The 17,071-nt window shown below is 56.4% G+C and carries 20 protein-coding genes; 15 read left to right on the forward strand and 5 right to left on the reverse strand.

The window, feature by feature from the left end; genetic code table 11:
* Window positions 1–3 precede the first annotated feature (3 nt).
* The gene (locus LB462_RS05215) at window positions 4–561 is read left to right on the forward strand and encodes a thioredoxin family protein (protein WP_224506290.1); all 558 of its coding nucleotides are present in this window, start codon (window positions 4–6) and stop codon (window positions 559–561) included.
* A 44-nt stretch (window positions 562–605) separates the two neighbouring features.
* Here LB462_RS05215 and LB462_RS05220 read toward each other — a convergent pair whose 3' ends face one another.
* A complete protein-coding gene (locus tag LB462_RS05220; protein WP_224506291.1) occupies window positions 606–992 on the reverse strand; it encodes a c-type cytochrome in 387 nt (128 codons plus the stop codon).
* Window positions 993–1,554: 562 nt separating this feature from the next.
* Between LB462_RS05220 and LB462_RS05225 the strand changes: the two genes are divergently transcribed.
* From LB462_RS05225 to LB462_RS05245, 5 genes are all read left to right on the forward strand, one after another.
* Window positions 1,555–2,538, forward strand: a complete 984-nt coding sequence (locus LB462_RS05225) for an ABC transporter substrate-binding protein (protein WP_224506292.1) — start codon at window positions 1,555–1,557, stop codon at window positions 2,536–2,538.
* Window positions 2,539–2,622: 84 nt separating this feature from the next.
* Window positions 2,623–3,357, forward strand: a complete 735-nt coding sequence (locus LB462_RS05230) for an ABC transporter permease (RefSeq protein ID WP_224506374.1) — start codon at window positions 2,623–2,625, stop codon at window positions 3,355–3,357.
* The gene (locus LB462_RS05235) at window positions 3,317–4,075 is read left to right on the forward strand and encodes an ABC transporter ATP-binding protein (protein WP_224506293.1); all 759 of its coding nucleotides are present in this window, start codon (window positions 3,317–3,319) and stop codon (window positions 4,073–4,075) included. The genes LB462_RS05230 and LB462_RS05235 overlap by 41 nt, the downstream gene beginning before the upstream one ends.
* Window positions 4,072–5,031: a quinoprotein relay system zinc metallohydrolase 2 gene (locus LB462_RS05240; protein ID WP_224506294.1), complete on the forward strand. Its 960-nt coding sequence runs from the start codon at window positions 4,072–4,074 to the stop codon at window positions 5,029–5,031. The genes LB462_RS05235 and LB462_RS05240 overlap by 4 nt, the downstream gene beginning before the upstream one ends.
* Window positions 5,032–5,111: 80 nt before the next feature.
* Window positions 5,112–5,966, forward strand: coding sequence for a quinoprotein dehydrogenase-associated SoxYZ-like carrier (locus tag LB462_RS05245; RefSeq protein ID WP_224506295.1), 855 nt, complete (start codon window positions 5,112–5,114; stop codon window positions 5,964–5,966).
* A 235-nt stretch (window positions 5,967–6,201) separates the two neighbouring features.
* Here the strand turns inward: LB462_RS05245 and LB462_RS05250 are convergent, their stop codons facing one another.
* Window positions 6,202–6,546 carry a hypothetical protein gene (locus LB462_RS05250; RefSeq protein WP_224506296.1) on the reverse strand — a complete coding sequence of 115 codons (345 nt, stop codon included), beginning with the start codon at window positions 6,544–6,546 and terminating at the stop codon, window positions 6,202–6,204.
* A gap of 506 nt (window positions 6,547–7,052) precedes the next feature.
* Here LB462_RS05250 and xoxF5 point away from each other — a divergent pair.
* The 9 genes from xoxF5 to pqqE all read left to right on the forward strand — a co-directional run bounded on the left by xoxF5 (window position 7,053) and on the right by pqqE (window position 14,780).
* Complete coding sequence (gene xoxF5 / locus LB462_RS05255) at window positions 7,053–8,828, forward strand: lanthanide-dependent methanol dehydrogenase XoxF5 (protein ID WP_224506375.1); 1,776 nt, start codon at window positions 7,053–7,055, stop codon at window positions 8,826–8,828.
* A 176-nt stretch (window positions 8,829–9,004) separates the two neighbouring features.
* Window positions 9,005–9,529, forward strand: a complete 525-nt coding sequence (locus LB462_RS05260; RefSeq protein WP_224506297.1) for a c-type cytochrome, methanol metabolism-related — start codon at window positions 9,005–9,007, stop codon at window positions 9,527–9,529.
* A complete protein-coding gene (locus LB462_RS05265; protein WP_370637069.1) occupies window positions 9,530–10,393 on the forward strand; it encodes a substrate-binding domain-containing protein in 864 nt (287 codons plus the stop codon).
* Window positions 10,394–10,608: 215 nt separating this feature from the next.
* The gene (locus LB462_RS05270) at window positions 10,609–11,130 is read left to right on the forward strand and encodes a PQQ-dependent catabolism-associated CXXCW motif protein (RefSeq protein WP_224506298.1); all 522 of its coding nucleotides are present in this window, start codon (window positions 10,609–10,611) and stop codon (window positions 11,128–11,130) included.
* Between the two features lie 75 nt (window positions 11,131–11,205).
* A complete protein-coding gene (locus tag LB462_RS05275) occupies window positions 11,206–11,301 on the forward strand; it encodes a pyrroloquinoline quinone precursor peptide PqqA (protein WP_100002498.1) in 96 nt (31 codons plus the stop codon).
* A gap of 374 nt (window positions 11,302–11,675) precedes the next feature.
* The gene (gene pqqB, locus LB462_RS05280; RefSeq protein WP_224506299.1) at window positions 11,676–12,611 is read left to right on the forward strand and encodes a pyrroloquinoline quinone biosynthesis protein PqqB; all 936 of its coding nucleotides are present in this window, start codon (window positions 11,676–11,678) and stop codon (window positions 12,609–12,611) included.
* Entirely contained in the window at window positions 12,608–13,363 is a 756-nt protein-coding gene (gene pqqC / locus LB462_RS05285) for a pyrroloquinoline-quinone synthase PqqC (protein ID WP_224506300.1), read from the forward strand. The genes pqqB and pqqC overlap by 4 nt, the downstream gene beginning before the upstream one ends.
* The gene (gene pqqD / locus LB462_RS05290) at window positions 13,360–13,659 is read left to right on the forward strand and encodes a pyrroloquinoline quinone biosynthesis peptide chaperone PqqD (RefSeq protein ID WP_224506301.1); all 300 of its coding nucleotides are present in this window, start codon (window positions 13,360–13,362) and stop codon (window positions 13,657–13,659) included. The genes pqqC and pqqD overlap by 4 nt, the downstream gene beginning before the upstream one ends.
* Window positions 13,656–14,780 carry a pyrroloquinoline quinone biosynthesis protein PqqE gene (pqqE, locus tag LB462_RS05295; protein ID WP_224506302.1) on the forward strand — a complete coding sequence of 375 codons (1,125 nt, stop codon included), beginning with the start codon at window positions 13,656–13,658 and terminating at the stop codon, window positions 14,778–14,780. Before pqqD ends, pqqE begins: the two co-directional genes overlap by 4 nt.
* On the opposite strand, the gene LB462_RS05300 is transcribed toward pqqE, so the two are convergent.
* The 3 genes from LB462_RS05300 to pedB are packed head-to-tail and all read right to left on the reverse strand — an operon-like array spanning window position 14,770 to window position 17,056.
* Window positions 14,770–15,402, reverse strand: a complete 633-nt coding sequence (locus LB462_RS05300; protein ID WP_224506303.1) for a hypothetical protein — start codon at window positions 15,400–15,402, stop codon at window positions 14,770–14,772. The two genes, pqqE and LB462_RS05300, sit on opposite strands and share 11 nt — an antisense overlap.
* On the reverse strand, window positions 15,399–16,253 hold the full coding sequence (gene pedC, locus LB462_RS05305; RefSeq protein ID WP_224506304.1) for a lanthanide ABC transporter permease protein PedC: 855 nt from the start codon (window positions 16,251–16,253) through the stop codon (window positions 15,399–15,401). The genes LB462_RS05300 and pedC overlap by 4 nt, the downstream gene beginning before the upstream one ends.
* The gene (gene pedB, locus LB462_RS05310; RefSeq protein ID WP_224506305.1) at window positions 16,250–17,056 is read right to left on the reverse strand and encodes a lanthanide ABC transporter ATP-binding protein PedB/LutE; all 807 of its coding nucleotides are present in this window, start codon (window positions 17,054–17,056) and stop codon (window positions 16,250–16,252) included. The genes pedC and pedB overlap by 4 nt, the downstream gene beginning before the upstream one ends.
* Between the last annotated feature and the right edge of the window lie 15 nt (window positions 17,057–17,071).

Below are 17,071 nucleotides of genomic sequence, written 5' to 3' on the forward strand. Positions count from 1 at the left end.
CAAATGGCGGCGATACCACCCCTTTGTGATTTTGGCTGGAAGGCCGTTGATGCGAACCTGATCGGCATCGATGGCCGGCAGCATTCCATTCTGGCACAGGCCGGCGACAAGGGGCTGGTCGTTGCTTTCATCTGCAACCATTGTCCCTATGTGAAAGCCGTTATCCAGCGCATCGTCCGCGACGCCCGCGATCTCAAGGAATTCGGCATCGGCTTCGTCGCCATCAATGCCAATGACGCAAGTGCCTATCCTGCCGATTCGTTTGAAAACATGAAGGTTTTTGCCCGCGAGAACGCGTTCCCGTTTCACTATCTGCATGATGCCGACCAGACGGTGGCGCGTACATACGGGGCCGTCTGCACGCCCGATTTCTTCGGGTTCAATGGCGCGGGTGGATTACAATATCGCGGACGCCTCGATGCATCGCGCAAGGAAGCGGCGGCGCCAGATATCCGCCGCGACCTGTTCGAAGCGATGAAGCAAGTTGCCGATACGGGGCAGGGGCCGCGCGAGCAGATCGCGTCGGTCGGCTGTTCAATCAAATGGCGTGAGATTGCCTGATAAAGGTAAGGCACCGCCGGCCAGATCGGCCGGCGGCGATCCGGTTATTTGTATTGATTCAGATAGGCTTCAAGATCAGTGATTTCCTTGTCGTCCTTCAGACCGGGAAAGGCCATTTTCGTGCCTTTGACCTTGGCCTTCGGATCGTGCAGATAATCACGAAGGCTGGCTGTGTCCCAGACAAGTCCGGCTGCGCCCGCCGCCTTCATTGCAGGTGAATAGCTAAAACCTGGATGGGTTCCCGCGGTTCTGCCCATCAATTTGTTCAACGATGGTCCGACCTTGTTCTTGTCGGTATCGGCCACATGACAGACTGCACATTTCTTGAAAACTGTTGCTCCTGCTGTGGCGTCGCCGGCGTCTTGGGCCCGGGCTCCGGCAACAGACAGAATCGCAACTGATAGTCCAATCAGAACGGTAGAATAACGCATGGCATCTCCTCATTTCGCCAAGGGTGCCCTGGACGAAGACCGGCGCCAATTTTCCATGCATTGGCGCCCCCTGTTTTTAGAACACTTCCAGAAGGTACCTTCAGCGCCTGATAAGTCAATTGCTTGACCAGGATATAACGCCGCATCTTCACGATCGTGTTTTCTCGGCCGGTTGCAATTGACGCCGAGAGATGACACCCGTAATTTGTGGCGAATATTTCTCATCGGGCACCTTGAGAAATCCGCACTACGACCTTCTGGCCCGTCAGGACTCCTGAGATTTCGGCGCAATGAGGGTAGGACGTGTCAGAGGATTGGGAGGTGCCTGTATGGATGTTGTTGATCTCGTTTTGACCATCTGTCTCATATCCAACCCGACGAGTTGTCGGGAGGAGCGCCTGCATTTTGAAAACAGGGGCGGCCTGAACAATTGCATGTTCCTCGCGCCGACAGAAATTGCAAAATGGTCCGGGGAACATCCAAAGCTCAAGGTCGTTCGGTGGAAATGCGATTATCCGTCAAAGGACCTCGAGCTCTAGGTCGATCCGTCTGGGAGGACATCGTGGCAGGACTACATCAACGCCTTTTCCGCTTCTGTATCTTGCTCGCGCTCGCTCTTGGTTTTGGCACGCAGGCAAGCCCGGCTGCTGAAACGGTCCGTGTTGGCGTCCTGAAATTCGGGACTGTCAATTGGGAGCTGGACACGATCAAGCAGCACAAGCTCGACGAAAAATATGGCGTGAATGTCGATGTCCGCTTCTTCGCCAGTGAAGATGCAACCAATGTCGCCATGATGGCCGGGGATGTTGATATCATTGTCACGGACTGGCTCTGGGTGTCGCGGCAGCGCGCGTCGGGCGAAGACCTGACCTTCGTGCCGTATTCCAGTTCAGTCGGCGCTTTGATGGTTCCCGATGGCTCGCCAATCAAAAGTCTGGCGGATCTCAAGGGCAAGAAGATCGGAGTGGCAGGCGGGCCGCTGGACAAGAGCTGGCTGCTCATACAGGGCTATGCCAAGCATAAGTTCTCACTCGATCTGCCGGCGCAAAGCGAAATTGTCTACGGCACGCCGCCGCTGCTTGCCGAAAAGGCGCAGCAAGGCGAACTGGATGCCGTGCTGAACTTCTGGAATTTTTGCGCAAGGCTTGAAGCAAACGGGTTCCATCGCCTGGTCAGTACCAGCGATGCTGCAAAGGCGCTCGGCGCCACAGGTGACGTGTCGGCTATCGGTTACATCTTTCACGACAAATGGGCCGATGCCCATCCGGACGCAATAGCAGGTTTCGTCAAGGCCAGTCGAGATGCGAAGGCTCTGCTCGGCAGTTCCGATGCGGAATGGCAACGTTTGGCGCCGGTGGTGAAAGCCGAAGGCCATGAACTGGATGTGCTGCGTGACCGGTATCGCGAAGGTGTTCCCGACCGGCCAATCGAGGACGAACAGGCCGATGCGACGAAGCTCTATGCTATCCTCGCCGATCTTGGCGGCGAACGGCTCGTCGGCCCCGGAAAAGCCTTGGCACCGGGCACATTCTGGAGGGCAGACTAATTGGCTCTTGCATCTAGCGAACAGCAGCAAACGGGCAAGCTTGTTTCCACCGCGGCTTCGAAGTGGCAGTGGAGCTCGCCACTTATGGTGTTGCTGTCGTTTGGCGCGTTGGTCGTTGCATGGCATGTCGGGGCGACGATCTGGCCCAGCCGCTCGTTCCCGGCGCCTTTGCTGGTTCTGCAAACCTTCATCAGCGAAACGGCAAGCGGCGATCTGCCCTATAATCTCGGCATCACTTTGTGCCGCGTCGCCGCCTCCTTCGTTCTGGCGATGCTTATCGGCTCGGTCATCGGGGTCCTGCTTGGCAGCCATCGACGCGCAGACCAGTTCTTCAATCCGTGGGTCATTCTCTTCCTCAACATACCGGCACTGGTCATCATCGTCCTCGCCTATATCTGGTTCGGACTCAATGAAGCCGCAGCGATCGGCGCCGTAGCGCTCAACAAGATCCCGAATGTGGTCGTCACCATGCGCGAAGGAACGAGGGCGCTCGATCCGCGCTACGCGGAAATGGCGAAGGTGTACCGCTTCAATGCACTCGATCGCTTGCGGCATATACTGATCCCCCAGCTGCAGCCCTATATTGCCGCCGCGTCGCGTTCCGGTATTTCGCTGATCTGGAAAATTGTGCTCGTGGTCGAGCTGCTCGGCCGCTCCAACGGTGTTGGTTTTCAGATCAATCTGTTTTTTCAACTCTTCGATGTCGCGGCGATACTGGCCTATACACTGGCCTTTGTTGCCGTCATGCTCTTCATCGAACTCGTCGTGGTGCAACCGCTTGAACACACATCAACTCGCTGGCGTCGCAGCGCGGCTTAGGGTCAATATCGAAGAAAAATCGTTCCGCTCATCCAACGGTGGAACGATTGAGGTCCTGTGCGATCTGCGCTTCGAGGTCGAGCAGAACGAGTTCGCCTGTATCCTTGGACCGTCAGGTTGCGGGAAGACCACCACACTGCGCATTTTGCTTGGTCTCGATAGCGACTACCATGGGTCGATCCAGTTGCCCGGATTGGCGGACGCGCGTATCGGGGCGGTGTTTCAGGAGCCGATGCTCCTGCCGTGGCGCACAGTCGAGCAGAATGTGCGGCTCGCCCTGCCCAAGCCCATGCGCGAGACGAACCTCGACATGCTGTTCAGCACGCTTGGCCTGTCGAAGATGCGCAATTTCTATCCGGCAGAGCTTTCGCTGGGGCTAGCACGCCGGGCGGCGATAGCGCGCGCGCTGGCGATCGAGCCGGATATACTTTTGCTTGATGAACCATTTGTCTCGCTGGATGAGTCCACAGCGCAGCAACTCCGGCATATGCTGCTCTCCGTGTGGTCCGAGCGCCCGACAACCGCGTTGATGGTGACGCATAATTTGCAGGAGGCGATCATGCTCGCCGACCGTATCATCGTGCTTTCCGAACGTCCCGCCCATGTGATCGGCACGTTCGATATCCGTCTGCCGCGCAATTATCGCAATCAGCAGGTGAAGGCTGATCTGTTGCGTTCGTTCAATGAAAAATTCGCTGGGGTGAGGAACCCACCATGAGCGAGCCGACTCGGCGCAGCGTTCTTAAAACTGGCGTCTTTTTCGCCTGTTGCGGCATTTCGCATGTCCGTCTGGCGCGGGCGCAATCGAGCTCGGTCGAGGCTTTGCCTGTCAAGGAGATTGCCGGCGGGATATTTGCCTTTGCGGGCAGGCCGGAGATGATGACCGCGAAGAACGAGGGCGAGATCTGCAATGTCAGCTTCATCATCGGCGACGAAGCGGTCGCCGTGATCGACAGCGGCGGCAGTGTTGCCGAGGGGAGGGAACTCCTCGCCGCCATTCGCGCCAGGACGGATAAGCCGATCCGCTATCTGATCAATACGCATATGCATCCCGATCATATTTTTGGCAACGCCGCGTTCGGAGATACAGGAGCGATTGTTGTCGGGCATCACAATCTGCCGCGCGCTCTGACCGCCCGCGGGGATTACTATCTGCAGAGCTATCGCGACGCCATGGGCAGTGAGCTGATGGCCGACATCAGGATTATCCCGCCGACGAAGCTCATCACCGGCGAGGAGCAGCTCGATCTCGGTAACCGCAAACTTACATTGAAAGCATGGAAACCTGCTCATACGGACAACGATCTTACAATTTTCGACGAACAGTCGGGCACATTCTTCACCGGGGATCTGTGTTTCATCGAGCATCTTCCGACGATGGATGGATCGTTGCTTGGCTGGATCGCACAGCTGGAGGAACTGAAAGGTATCCAGGCAAAATTCGCAGTACCGGGACATGGTCCCGTTCCGTCGGCGTGGCCGCAGGCGCTTGAGCAGGAGCAGCACTATTTCGATACGCTGGCCCGCGATATTCGCAAGGCGATCGCCGATGGCGTGCCTATGGCGGACGCGGTCAAGACAGCGGCGGAAAGCGAACGGAACAACTGGCGTCTCTTCGACGAATATAATGTGCGCAACGCCACGGCCGCCTTTGCCGAGCTCGAATGGGAATGAACCCGTTTGCAACTTCGTTGGACGAGGTGATATACTCAACCACGGCCGGGCACCGCCAATTTTCTTGGTGGAGGCAGAATATGACGATAAAGTCGATACGACTGCGCAGCCGGGTGGTTGCGTTTGTCTTTCTCGCGCTTGTTGGAGTGGCGATGCCATTCGCGGCTGGCGCGCAAAGCGCGAGCGTTCCGGATACCAAAACGTGGGATGGCTTGAAGGGCGATGTATTCGGCCAAAAGCCGATCGGAGATGCGGGCGGCATCATCACGATCGATGCGCCGAAACGCGCCGAGGACGCGGCAATCGTACCCATAGATCTGCATTTCAAAACCGATGCGGCAACTGGCCGGATCAAGGCTGTCACCCTCATCGTCGATGAAAATCCGTCGCCTGTCGCTGCGGTATTCCAGTTCGGCAAGGATGCAGGCGTCACCCATCTGGCGACGCGCCTTCGGGTCAATGCCTATTCCTATGTTCGCGCCATCGCGGAGACCGAAGATGGGAAACTTCATATGACGCAGACCTTCGTCAAGGCATCCGGCGGCTGCTCTGCACCGGCGATGAAAAATCAGGACGAATCGCTGGCTTCGCTCGGGAAGATGAAGCTTCGCGTCTTTACATCCAAGACGCCTGGCAACGAGCCGATGACCCGCGCAACCGAAATGCAGTTGATGATTCGTCACCCCAATAATTCAGGGCTGCAGATGGATCAGCTCACGCGCTATTATATTCCCGCGCACTTCATCCAGGGCCTGACGGTGTCGCAGGGTGACCGGCTTATCATGTCGATGGAAGGCGGTATTTCGATCTCGGAAGACCCGAATTTCCGCTTCGAGTTCGATGCGAAGCCCGGCGAGGATGTGAAGGTCGAGGCTGCCGATACCGAAGGCAAGAAATTCCAGGACGAATGGCCGCTGGAATCCTCCAGCCTGTGATCTGCTTCCTAGAGGGATTCAGGTTTTGACGAAAACAGGCCCACCAGTTTCCGAGCCGCTGACCCTTCCGTCATCCTCGGGCTTGACCCGAGGACCCATTGAGACGTTCGATACGGTGCTTGTTCTGATTTTCTCGGAATAATATGTGGGTCCTCGGGTCAAGCCCGAGGATGACGGAAGGGTGGAGAGACGCAGAGGTCAAGGGAGGAGCGATTCAGTCAGAACCTGAAATGTTCTAGAAGCAGCGGACATCGGCTTCGGCCTGCGCTCGCTTCAATTCGGTGATAGAAGCTTTCGCCGGAGCACTTTCGCGGAACAGGGCACCATTCTCTCCGGGCACCAGCCCCATCTGTTTGTAGGTCTCGGCGGCTTCGTAATGAGGGTAGGTCACGACGGACGCAATCACGTCGATCGAACAGGAACAGCGCTGCAGCATATCACGGTTCTCACCATTGGCTTTCATGCAGCCGTAAACATATTCGGCGAGGGTCGAGGTGGGGTAATCTGACGCAGCATTTGCCGGCAAGGAAAGGACAATTGCTGCACCTGCTAACAGGGCAATTTGGGTGATCTTCGACATCGTCATGGCATCCTCGCATTTTTCGGACGGTAAATATACATTTTCCAAGTAGATAGCAAATAACAATAACAAACCGCAATCAGAATCCCTTCTATAAGTATCAAATTATGTGACAGGGTCGTCTAGCAGAATACGATAACTAAATCTGCTACTTACTGCGATGCAGCAAAAGTACACTGCAGTGCAGCAAATATAATTTGATAATCCGGCTTGCCTAATGCAATTCTTTCTCCTATCGTCAACTTGTTTCCGGCTTCAAGGACGTTACCGTCAAGGGAGTGGTGACAGTCTTCGTAGGCCAAGCGAGGTGGGCAGTAACGGTGCCCTCTGCGCGCCTGGCTTTGTCGTGACACGCTGCCGGAAATACTTCCCCATTTGCGTGAGCTAATGGAGCGAACCCGCACTGAAAAACGGCTTCGTCCGATAGTTCATAAATGTGAACTTAGGGAGGACTCATAATGCGTGTACACAAGAATTTAATTGGAATTGCATTGGCTACAACGGCCATGACGTTCTCATTGGCGGGGGGAGCTCTGGCCAATGACGATCTTCAGGCTGTAATTTCTGATTCGAAGAACTGGGCTATCCAGACCGGTGATTACGCTAATACGCGATACTCGAAACTCAATAAGATTACTGCGGACAATGTCAAAAACCTTCAGGTCGCCTGGACGTTTTCGACTGGTGTGCTGCGCGGCCATGAAGGAGGCCCGCTCATCGTTGGCGATGTGATGTATGTCCATGCGCCTTATCCGAACACCGTCTTTGCGCTTGACCTGAACAATGATGGCAAAATCCTCTGGAAGTATGAACCCAAGCAGGACGCAAACGTCATTCCCATCATGTGCTGCGATACCGTTAATCGCGGCGTAGCCTATGGCGACGGCAAGATATTCCTTTATCAGGCCGATACAACACTCGTTGCCCTCGATGCAAAGACAGGCAAGCCCGAGTGGTCCGTGAAAAACGCCGAGGCGGTAGACGGCAGCAAGGGCGAGTCTGGAACGTCCGCACCAATGGTCGTGAAAGACAAGGTCATTGTCGGTATTTCCGGTGGTGAGTTCGGTGTTCGCGGTCATCTGACTGCCTACAATATCAAGGATGGCAAGGAGGCCTGGCGTGCCTATTCGATGGGTTCCGACAAGGAGACCTTGGTCGATCCGGAAAAGACTACGGAGCTCGGCAAGCCCATTGGAGCAGACTCCAGCACCAAGACCTGGGAAGGTGATCAGTGGAAAGTCGGTGGTGGAACGACCTGGGGTTGGTATTCGTACGATCCCAAGCTGAACCTGATCTATTACGGTACCGGCAATCCATCTACCTGGAACCCAAGTCAGCGCCCGGGTGACAACAAGTGGTCCATGACCATCATGGCGCGCGATGCCGATACAGGCATGGCGAAATGGCTCTACCAGATGACCCCGCATGACGAGTGGGATTATGACGGTATCAACGAAATGATCCTCGCGGATGGCATCGAAGTCGATGGCAAGCCGCGTGATGTCCTCGTGCACTTCGATCGTAACGGCTTTGCCTATACGCTGGATCGTGCAACCGGTGAACTCCTGGTCGCAAAGAAATACGATCCGGCAGTCAACTGGGCGTCCGAAATCGACATGGACAAGGACAGCAAGACCTATGGCCGTCCGAAGCTCGTAGCGAAGTATTCAACGGCAAAAGAGGACGTCAATGCGCAGGGCATCTGCCCGGCGGCTCTTGGTACGAAAGATCAACAGCCAGCTGCCTATTCGCCAAAGACCAAGCTTTTTTATGTTCCAACGAACCACGTCTGCATGGATTACGAGCCCTACAAGGTCAGTTACACCGCCGGTCAGCCTTACGTCGGCGCGACACTGTCCATGTATCCAGCTCCAAACAGCCATGGCGGCATGGGTAACTTCATCGCATGGGATGCGGCGAAGGGTGAGATCGTCTGGTCCAAGCCCGAGCAGTTCTCGGTCTGGTCAGGCGCTTTGGCCACTGATGGCGACGTTGTCTTCTACGGAACACTCGAAGGCTATCTGAAGGCGGTCGATAAGGACGGCAAGGAACTCTACAAGTTCAAGACACCGTCCGGCATCATCGGTAACGTCACCACATACGAACATAAGGGCAAACAGTATGTTGCCGTTCTGTCGGGTGTTGGCGGATGGGCTGGTATCGGTCTTGCCGCTGGCTTGACGAAGCCGAATGAAGGCCTTGGTGCGGTTGGCGGTTATGCTGCTCTTTCCGACTACACGGCCTTGGGCGGTCAGTTGACCGTTTTCGCTGTTCCTGAGTAATCGGGAACGAAGCTGACACAGTGAGCCCGCGGATGCAGGCTTTGAATAATGGGCGCCCGGTTTCAACCAGGCCGGGCTCCCCGTGTCACCTGATCCATATCGATGATTAAACCAACCGTCCAGGCGGCGCCGCAAGGTGCCGACCCAAATTGACGAGTTGAATGCGAGGTTCTTGTATGCCTATTCGAATGACATTGCTTGCCGTCACTGCCGGTCTTGCGCTTGTAGCGGGCCTCGGCAGCGCCTACGCCGATGACAAAGCCGCAGCAGCTGTTGCCTCCGACGAAAACGGCAAATATGCCGATAAGGATGGAACTCCAACATTCAAGATACAGCCGGATGGTACGGTCGATTGGTACACCTACAGCGGCTTTCGCCGGTTCAATTCGGATTGTTTTGTCTGTCATGGTGCTGATGGTGCCGGATCGTCCTTCGCACCGGCTTTGGCAAATTCGTTGAAGACAATGAGTTATTCTGATTTTCTTTCGATTGTCGCTGCGGGCCGCAAGAACCTCAGCGCTGGCAAGGAAAACGTCATGCCGGCTTTTGGCAATAACAAGAACGTCTACTGCTATATGGACGACCTCTATGTCTATCTGCGCGCACGCGCCGTGGGTGATTTGCCGCGCGGGCGGCCCGCGAAGCATGAGGACAAGCCACCTGCAGCCACTGAGGCAGAAGACTCCTGTATGGGTGGATAAATGATGCGAATTGCACGACCACTGATGAAATGGATAGCCGGTGGCGTTATGGCGGCGGCACTTGCCGTGCCGTCCGGTGCCTTTGCACAAGGCGCAGGTATCGGAGCCTCGGGCGAACTGGTCGATCCTGACGTCCTGCGTGTTTGTTCTGATCCGTCCAATATGCCGTTCTCCGACGAGAGCGGCAAGGGATTCGAAAACAAGCTGGCCGAACTTGTGGCGGCAAAGACCGGGCGTAAATCGGTAGCCTATACATGGTTCCCGATGGCGACGGGCTTCGTCCGCAGTACACTGCGGGCCAATCGCTGCGACATTATCATGGGATACGCGCAAGGCGACGAACTCGTCCAGAATACCAATGCCTATTACCGCTCGACCTATGTGATGATCTACAAGAAAGACAGCGGACTTGATGGTGTGGATACGATCGAGGACAGCAAATTGGCTGACAAGAAAATTGGCGTTGTTGCCGGAACTCCGCCGTCGGCAAACCTCGCCAAGGTCGGCTACATGCGCAATGTCCATCCCTATCCGTTGATGGTCGATACAAGGCTCGCGCCTTCGATGGCGGAGGTCATGATCAAGGAACTCAAAAGTGGCGTGATCGACGTTGCGATCCTTTGGGGGCCGATGGCAGGTTATTATGCCAAAGAGATCGATCCGAACCTGACGGTGGTTCCCCTGATCAAGGAAAAGACCGGGCATATGGCATACCGGATCACGATGGGTGTGCGCCCATCCGATCAGGAGTGGAAGCGCACATTGAACAAGGTCATCCGGGAGAACCAGAGTGAGATCAACAAGATCCTGCTCGATTTCCAGGTGCCCCTGATCGACGAGAATAACAAGCCGATCACGCACTAGTGGTCCGATACTGACATTCGCATCTCATTTTTGCAGGCCTCTTTTGCGAATGTCGGTATCAAAGGACCACTAGCAAGTTGTTGGATCTAGTGGAACTTTGAATTTGACATTTGAGCACGAGCGTTGCTGCCACCTAGGACTCAAATGTCAAATTCGTTCCACTAGCGTGATGGATGAAGCGAGGTGAAAAACCGGTGCGGAACTGTTCCTGTGCGTTGGCCGTTTTACTTACCGTACTGGTGACGACGGCTTTTGCGGGTGAAACGGCTCCGGAGCCGACAGACTACAGGACTGAAAATTACAGGGCGCCGGTTCCTGCCACCCTGAAGGGGGCAAAGGTGGTCACGACCGAGGAAACCATCGCCCTGTGGAAAGACAAATCGGCGGTGTTCGTCGATGTCCTTCCTCACGATCCCAAGCCGGCAAATCTTCCGGCCGGGACGATCTGGAGGGAAAAAGTCCGGGAGGATATCCCCGGGAGCATATGGCTCGCAAACGTGGGCTATGGAATCATAAACAAGGAGACGGAAGCCTATTTTCGCAAAGGGCTGAAATCTCGGTTGGGCGACGACACGAAACGAAAGGTGCTTTTTTACTGTATGGCGAACTGCTGGATGTCCTGGAATGCGGCCAAAAGAGCCGTCGAGTGGGGATACAAATCGGTGCTTTGGTATCCTCTCGGCACGGATGGCTGGACCGCGGCGAAGCAGCCAACACAGAAAAATGAGCCCTTTTAATTTCAATCTTGCGCCATAACGGCGTATGATAAAGAGAAAGATCAATCTTTGATCTTTGAGTAGAAGGAGGAAAGCATGAAGAAAACATGGACAAAGCCTACCATGTGTCAGGTTGCTGCCGGTATGGAACTTTCGCGTTACCTGCCTGCAGAACTCAAGGCAAAAAAGTAAGATCTGACCCATCGCCCTGCGCGATCTGATCGCGTAGGGCGGCACTCAGAGCAAGTTTTGTTTATTCGGAGCTCGTTCTGCGGGAGGGAATTTGTGGACAAGATCGAGGGATTGGGCGAGGCCGATGTTTATCCATCGGACGATGCCGAAGCCCGAAGGGATTGAGCCAAATTCACCCCGCCCTTCGGGTTTCCGGCTGACGGACACCCACTTTGTCAGGCGGCATCGTCCGATGGAAACACATCGGACTCGCCACCTTTCGCGTGGATTGTCTCGCCATCCGAGAAACAGAACGGGCTCTGAATAGACAAAACTTGCTCTAATGGTTGTTCGGCCGGAACTTAGGTTTCCGGAAGGAGAGGGTTTGTGCCCGCATGCGATTGACAGTCATCGGCTCCGCAGCAGGAGGCGGGTTTCCCCAGTGGAATTGCAATTATCGATTGAGCCGTGGAGCGCGGGATGGCGAAGCCAATTTCCGTGCGAGAACCCAGTCCAGCCTCGCCGCCAGCGCGAACGGGCACGATTGGGTTTTGTTCAACGCATCGCCCGACATTCGCCAGCAGATAGCGGTCACGCCTGAATTACAGCCGCGGGCCGATGAACCGTTGCGCTCGACGCCTATCCGCGCCGTCATCCTGACCAATGCCGATGTCGATCATATTGCCGGGCTGCTCAGCCTGCGTGAGCGCGAACCGTTCACGATTTATGCGACACGGCGGGTTCTCGACGTCCTTGAATCCAATTCAATCTTCAACGTTCTTGATCGTGAAATAGTCCGAAGGCGCGAGCTCGCCGTGGGTAAGAGCACGGATATTCTTGACGCACAGGGAAATCCTGTCGGCATTACTGTCGAAACTTTTCCTGTGCCGGGTAAGGTTGCGCTTTTTCTCGAAGACAAATCGAAGGCGAGTGAAGGGTTTGGCACAAAGGAAGGTGATACGATTGGCTTGCGCATCGCATCGGACGATGGTGCGACGGCCTTCTATATTCCGGGCTGCGCCGGTATCGATGCGCCCCTTAGAGCGCGGCTGTCAGGTGCCGATTGCCTGTTCTTCGATGGCACCGTCTATACCGATGACGAGATGATCACGGCAGGCGTAGGTACAAAAACCGGCGCACGCATGGGCCATATGTACATTTCGGGCGAGGGCGGTTCGCTGGCGGCTCTGGCGGATCTTGGCATCAGGAAGCGGATCTATGTGCACATCAACAATACCAACCCCATTCTCGACGCGGCATCGCCTGAACATGCGGCGGTTGTCGCAGCGGGCTGGAAAATAGCATTTGACGGCATGGAGGTCAGGCTTTGAGCAAATTCGGCAATGCGGCGCGAGACGGATTGTCACCGGCTGATCTGGAAAAAGTTCTGCGCCAGGTCGGTGCCGAGCGCTATCACAATCGTCACCCCTACCATCATCAGATGGTCAACGGCGCTTTGACCAAGGGTCAGATGCAGGCCTGGGCGCTCAATCGCTATTGCTATCAGTCGGTCATTCCGCGCAAGGATGCGATGATCATTGCTCGAGCCGAGGATCCCGAATTTCGTGCCGAATGGCGCAAGCGGATCGAAGATCATGATGGCGACGACGGCTGGAGCGGCGGCATCGCGCGCTGGCTCAAGCTTGCTACGGGTCTTGGCCTCGATGCAGATGATGTCAAAAGTGAAAAGCTGGCGCTGCCGGGCACGCGGTTTGCGGTCGGAGCCTATCTTTCCTTCTGTACCAACCGCACGCTGCTTGAGGCCGTTGCGTCGTCGCTGACCGAGCTATTCTCGCCCGTTATCATCAGCGAGCGTGTGCCGGCCATGCTGGCGAAATATGATTATGTGACGCCGGATATCCTCGCCTATTTTGACAAGCGGCCGACACAGGCGTCACGCGATTCCGATTTCGCCCTGGCCTATGTGATGAAACATGCCGATACGCCGGAAAAGCAGCAAGCCGTCATCGACGCGCTTATTTTCAAGTGCGATATCCTCTGGGCAATGCTCGATGCGTTAGCGCATGCCTACGGCGAAAAGGGCAACATCCCGCCCGGCGCTTTCGATCCGGAGGCGTCATGACTCACGCAAGTCGCGTCCGTGCGGTTGTTTCCATGCAATCGCGACCCATATTAAAGTCTCATGCGCGTCTGCAGTATGATACGGTGCGCGAAGCATGGGCGCTGCTGTCGCCAGAACGGGTGTTCTGGCCGAATGAAGTGAGCCTCGATATTTTGAGGCTGTGCGATGGCCGCCACAGCGTTGCGCAGATGATTTCATTGCTGGCGGACCAGTATGCAGCAGATGAAGCCGAGATCGCGCCGGATGTAACCGGCTTTCTGCAGGAATGGTCCGACAAGTTTCTGGTGACGTTATGAACGAACCTGTCCTACCCCCGATCGGCATGCTGGCGGAATTGACGCATCGCTGCCCGCTGCAGTGTGCCTATTGCTCCAATCCGGTCGAGCTGTTGAAAGCCAACCGGGAAATGGATACGGCAGGCTGGCTCTCGCTGTTCGAACAGGCCGCGGACCTCGGCGTTCTGCAGGTACATCTTTCCGGCGGCGAGCCAACGCTTCGTGCCGACCTCGGAGAACTTATTGCCTGTCTGGCGCGGCGTGGCGTCTATACCAATCTCATCACGGCGGGCGTTGGCATCGCCGATGGCCGGATTGAAGCCTGGGCCGACGCCGGGCTCGATCATATCCAGCTGAGTTTCCAGGGCGCGTTTGCTGCTACCACCGAGAAGATCGGCAATTCGCGCGGCGCCCATGAAAAGAAGCTCGAAACGGCACGCCGCGTCCGTGCGGCAGGTCTGCCCTTGACGATCAATGCGCCGATCCATCGCCACAACATGGAAGAAGTGCCGGATTTCATCGAACTCGCGCTCTCCCTCGGCGCCGAGCGGCTTGAAATCGCCAATGTGCAATATGCGGGCTGGGCTCTGCTCAATCGCAAGGCGCTGATGCCGGAACGCGAAGCGGTCGAGCGGCAGGTGCAGATCGTCGAGGAGGCGCAGGAACGTCTGCGCGGCATCATGACGATAGACTTCGTCACGCCCGATTATTTCGCCATCTATCCGAAACCCTGCATGGGCGGCTGGGCGCGCGATGCCTTCATGGTCGCGCCCGATGGAACCGTGCTTCCATGCCATGCTGCCGGCACGATCAAGTCTCTGCATTTCGAGCGTTTCGGCGACTGGAGCCTCAGCCGAATCTGGCATGAATCGTCAGCATTCAATGCGTTTCGCGGAACAAGCTGGATGCAGGAACCCTGCCGCAGATGCGAGCGCCAGGAGATCGATTGGGGCGGTTGCCGCTGTCAGGCCATGGCAATCGCCGGCGACGCGGCTGCTACGGACCCGGCCTGCATCAAATCTCCGCTGCATGCGCGCATGGGCGCGCTGATCAACGAGGCAATCAGCACAAAGACGGCCGACACAACGCCGGACGCCTTCACCTATCGCCGCATCGGCCGTGTCACCGAACCTATGGTTTGATGATCGATTTCTGGATCGTCTTCGACAGCCCGTACAGGCGTTGCTCGATGATCGTCGGCACTTCGCAGACATAGGTCAGCGATTGGACCCGTTCCTCGAATATGCGGGTTTCCCAGGTCAGCCTTTCATTCGCCCTGTCCAGTTCTTCTGGATCCGCATCAGGCTTGGCGCGCATCGCGTCCACTGTCGAGGCTTCCTTGCGCAGATCCTCCGCCATGTCACGTTGCTTGTCGGCGTAGCGTGAGATACCGGATATCACCTGCTCGCGCTCGCGGTTCAACGTGTCGAATACACCCTGAAACAGCATGAACATCTTGTCGTTCACCTGTTCTTTCGGCAGTCCTCCGGCGAACTCGACGATCTGCTTTTGTGCCCCGTCGAGCGGATTGCGCCGCGCCGCGACTTCGCCAACGAGATCATCGATTTTTGGATCGCTATCCCAATTTTTCGCCGCCTCTGGAATGTCCGGGCCATTCCACACCTGGCCGATCGAAAGTTCCGGTACCTTGCGCTGGACGCAAGGCCAGCTCGGATCATTGTTCGCAGCGGCAATAGCAGCATTGCCGGAGAGCAGCAGGACAAGGCCAGCCGACGCCGCGAAGAATACCTTTGACCGTTTCAATTATTGCCTCCCTCTTGTTTCTTGATGACGAGACCGCGCGAGGGGTCATAGGCGATGATTGCGCCCGCAATGAAAATGATGGTGAACCCGCAGACGACGGCAAGCGAGGTCCACTCGATCTGTCCGTAAAATGCGAAGCGCACCAGTTCGACCGCATAGGTAAACGGATTGAGCAGGCAGATCTTGTAGAGCAGGGGACTTGCCTCTTGTACGCGCCACAACGGGTAAAGCGCCGAAGAGGCAAAATACATCGGGAAGATCACGAAATTCATGATGCCGGCGAAGTTTTCCAGCTGCTTGATCAGGGACGACAAAAGCATTCCAAGCGCGCCCAGCATCATGCCCGACAGGAACAGTGCCGGCAGCGTCAGCAGATATCCGGATGGCGGCGCCTTGACGCCCCAGAACCAGGCGATGAACAGGAAGGCGTAGACCTGAATGATGGAAACGGCAACGCCGGCCAATAGCTTCGACACCAGCAGGAACCAGCGCGGAAACGGACTGACGAGCAGCGTGCGCATATTGCCCATTTCCCGGTCGTAGACCATGGAGAGGGACGATTGCATGCCGCTGAACAGGAGGATCATGCCGCACAGGCCGGGCGTGATGTAGACCTCGTAAAGCACATAGGTCTGATAAGGCGGGATAATCGAAACGCCGAGCACCTGCCGGAAGCCAGCCGCAAAGATGAACAGCCACAAGAGTGGCCGCACCAGCGACGAGATGAAGCGTTCGCGCTGGTTGAGATAGCGCAGGCCTTCGCGGATGAGGATACCTTTGAGGCAAACGAGATAATTCATCACGCCGAAGCGGCTGCGTCCGATGGGGACGCGGCTGGCAATGTCCGTCATAGCCGGTTCCCCGCATTCAATGCATATATCCCGGTAAGCCGAGAGAACGCCTCGTTGATCGTCTCCGCCCCGGCGTTCTTGACCACGTCATGCACCGGACCATTGGCGACGAGCTTGCCCTGGTTGAGGACAATGACCTGATCCGCATGGCTGACCTCGTCGATCAAATGCGTCGCCCACAGGACGCTGATGCCCTTCTCCTCGACCAGCTTGCGAATATCGGCGAGGATGGTGGCGCGCGATTTGATATCGAGGCCAACGGTCGCTTCATCGAGCAGCAACAGCGAGGGTTCGTGCAACAGCGCCCGCACAATCTCCACGCGCCGGATTTGCCCGCCGGAGAGGCTGCGGGCTTTTTCATGGAGCCGGTCGCTCATGTCGATGGATTGCATCAGATCGTGAATGCGTCGGTTGGCTTCGCGCGAGCGAATGCCATGCAGCGATGCATGGTAGGAGAGGTTCTGATGCACTGAAAGATCGAGATCGAGCGTGCGTGCCTGGAAAACAATGCCGAGCCGCCGCAACGCATCGCCCGGCCGCCGGTCGATGTCGTGACCGAACACATGGATGCGGCCATGCCTTGTTGCGAACAGATGACTTATGAGCGAGAACAACGTCGTCTTGCCGGCTCCGTTCAGGCCAAGCAGCACGGCAAAACGGCCTGGCGCTATGGAAAACGTGACGTTTTCCAGCGCCTGGCGTTTGCCATAGGCGTAACTCACCGATGCGAGATCAAGCGCCGGAAGATTTGCTTCCGGCATTGACTTGTCATTGATGTTCCTCAGTCCGGCATTTGTACCCATCAAGCTCCACCCTTG

It is taken from the genome of Phyllobacterium chamaecytisi, from assembly GCF_020164455.1.
Taxonomy (GTDB): Bacteria; Pseudomonadota; Alphaproteobacteria; order Rhizobiales; family Rhizobiaceae; genus Phyllobacterium; species Phyllobacterium chamaecytisi.

What these genes read in the sequence shown, in the direction of transcription:
- LB462_RS05215 (WP_224506290.1), top strand. Translation starts at nt 4, where the DNA reads ATGGCGGCGATACCACCCCTTTGTGATTTTGGCTGGAAGGCCGTTGAT.
- LB462_RS05220 (WP_224506291.1), bottom strand. Translation starts at nt 992, where the DNA reads ATGCGTTATTCTACCGTTCTGATTGGACTATCAGTTGCGATTCTGTCT.
- LB462_RS05230 (WP_224506374.1), top strand. Translation starts at nt 2,623, where the DNA reads ATGGTGTTGCTGTCGTTTGGCGCGTTGGTCGTTGCATGGCATGTCGGG.
- LB462_RS05240 (WP_224506294.1), top strand. Translation starts at nt 4,072, where the DNA reads ATGAGCGAGCCGACTCGGCGCAGCGTTCTTAAAACTGGCGTCTTTTTC.
- LB462_RS05245 (WP_224506295.1), top strand. Translation starts at nt 5,112, where the DNA reads ATGACGATAAAGTCGATACGACTGCGCAGCCGGGTGGTTGCGTTTGTC.
- LB462_RS05250 (WP_224506296.1), bottom strand. Translation starts at nt 6,546, where the DNA reads ATGTCGAAGATCACCCAAATTGCCCTGTTAGCAGGTGCAGCAATTGTC.
- xoxF5 (WP_224506375.1), top strand. Translation starts at nt 7,053, where the DNA reads ATGACGTTCTCATTGGCGGGGGGAGCTCTGGCCAATGACGATCTTCAG.
- LB462_RS05260 (WP_224506297.1), top strand. Translation starts at nt 9,005, where the DNA reads ATGCCTATTCGAATGACATTGCTTGCCGTCACTGCCGGTCTTGCGCTT.
- LB462_RS05265 (WP_370637069.1), top strand. Translation starts at nt 9,530, where the DNA reads ATGATGCGAATTGCACGACCACTGATGAAATGGATAGCCGGTGGCGTT.
- LB462_RS05275 (WP_100002498.1), top strand. Translation starts at nt 11,206, where the DNA reads ATGAAGAAAACATGGACAAAGCCTACCATGTGTCAGGTTGCTGCCGGT.
- pqqB (WP_224506299.1), top strand. Translation starts at nt 11,676, where the DNA reads ATGCGATTGACAGTCATCGGCTCCGCAGCAGGAGGCGGGTTTCCCCAG.
- pqqD (WP_224506301.1), top strand. Translation starts at nt 13,360, where the DNA reads ATGACTCACGCAAGTCGCGTCCGTGCGGTTGTTTCCATGCAATCGCGA.
- pqqE (WP_224506302.1), top strand. Translation starts at nt 13,656, where the DNA reads ATGAACGAACCTGTCCTACCCCCGATCGGCATGCTGGCGGAATTGACG.
- pedC (WP_224506304.1), bottom strand. Translation starts at nt 16,253, where the DNA reads ATGACGGACATTGCCAGCCGCGTCCCCATCGGACGCAGCCGCTTCGGC.
- pedB (WP_224506305.1), bottom strand. Translation starts at nt 17,056, where the DNA reads ATGGGTACAAATGCCGGACTGAGGAACATCAATGACAAGTCAATGCCG.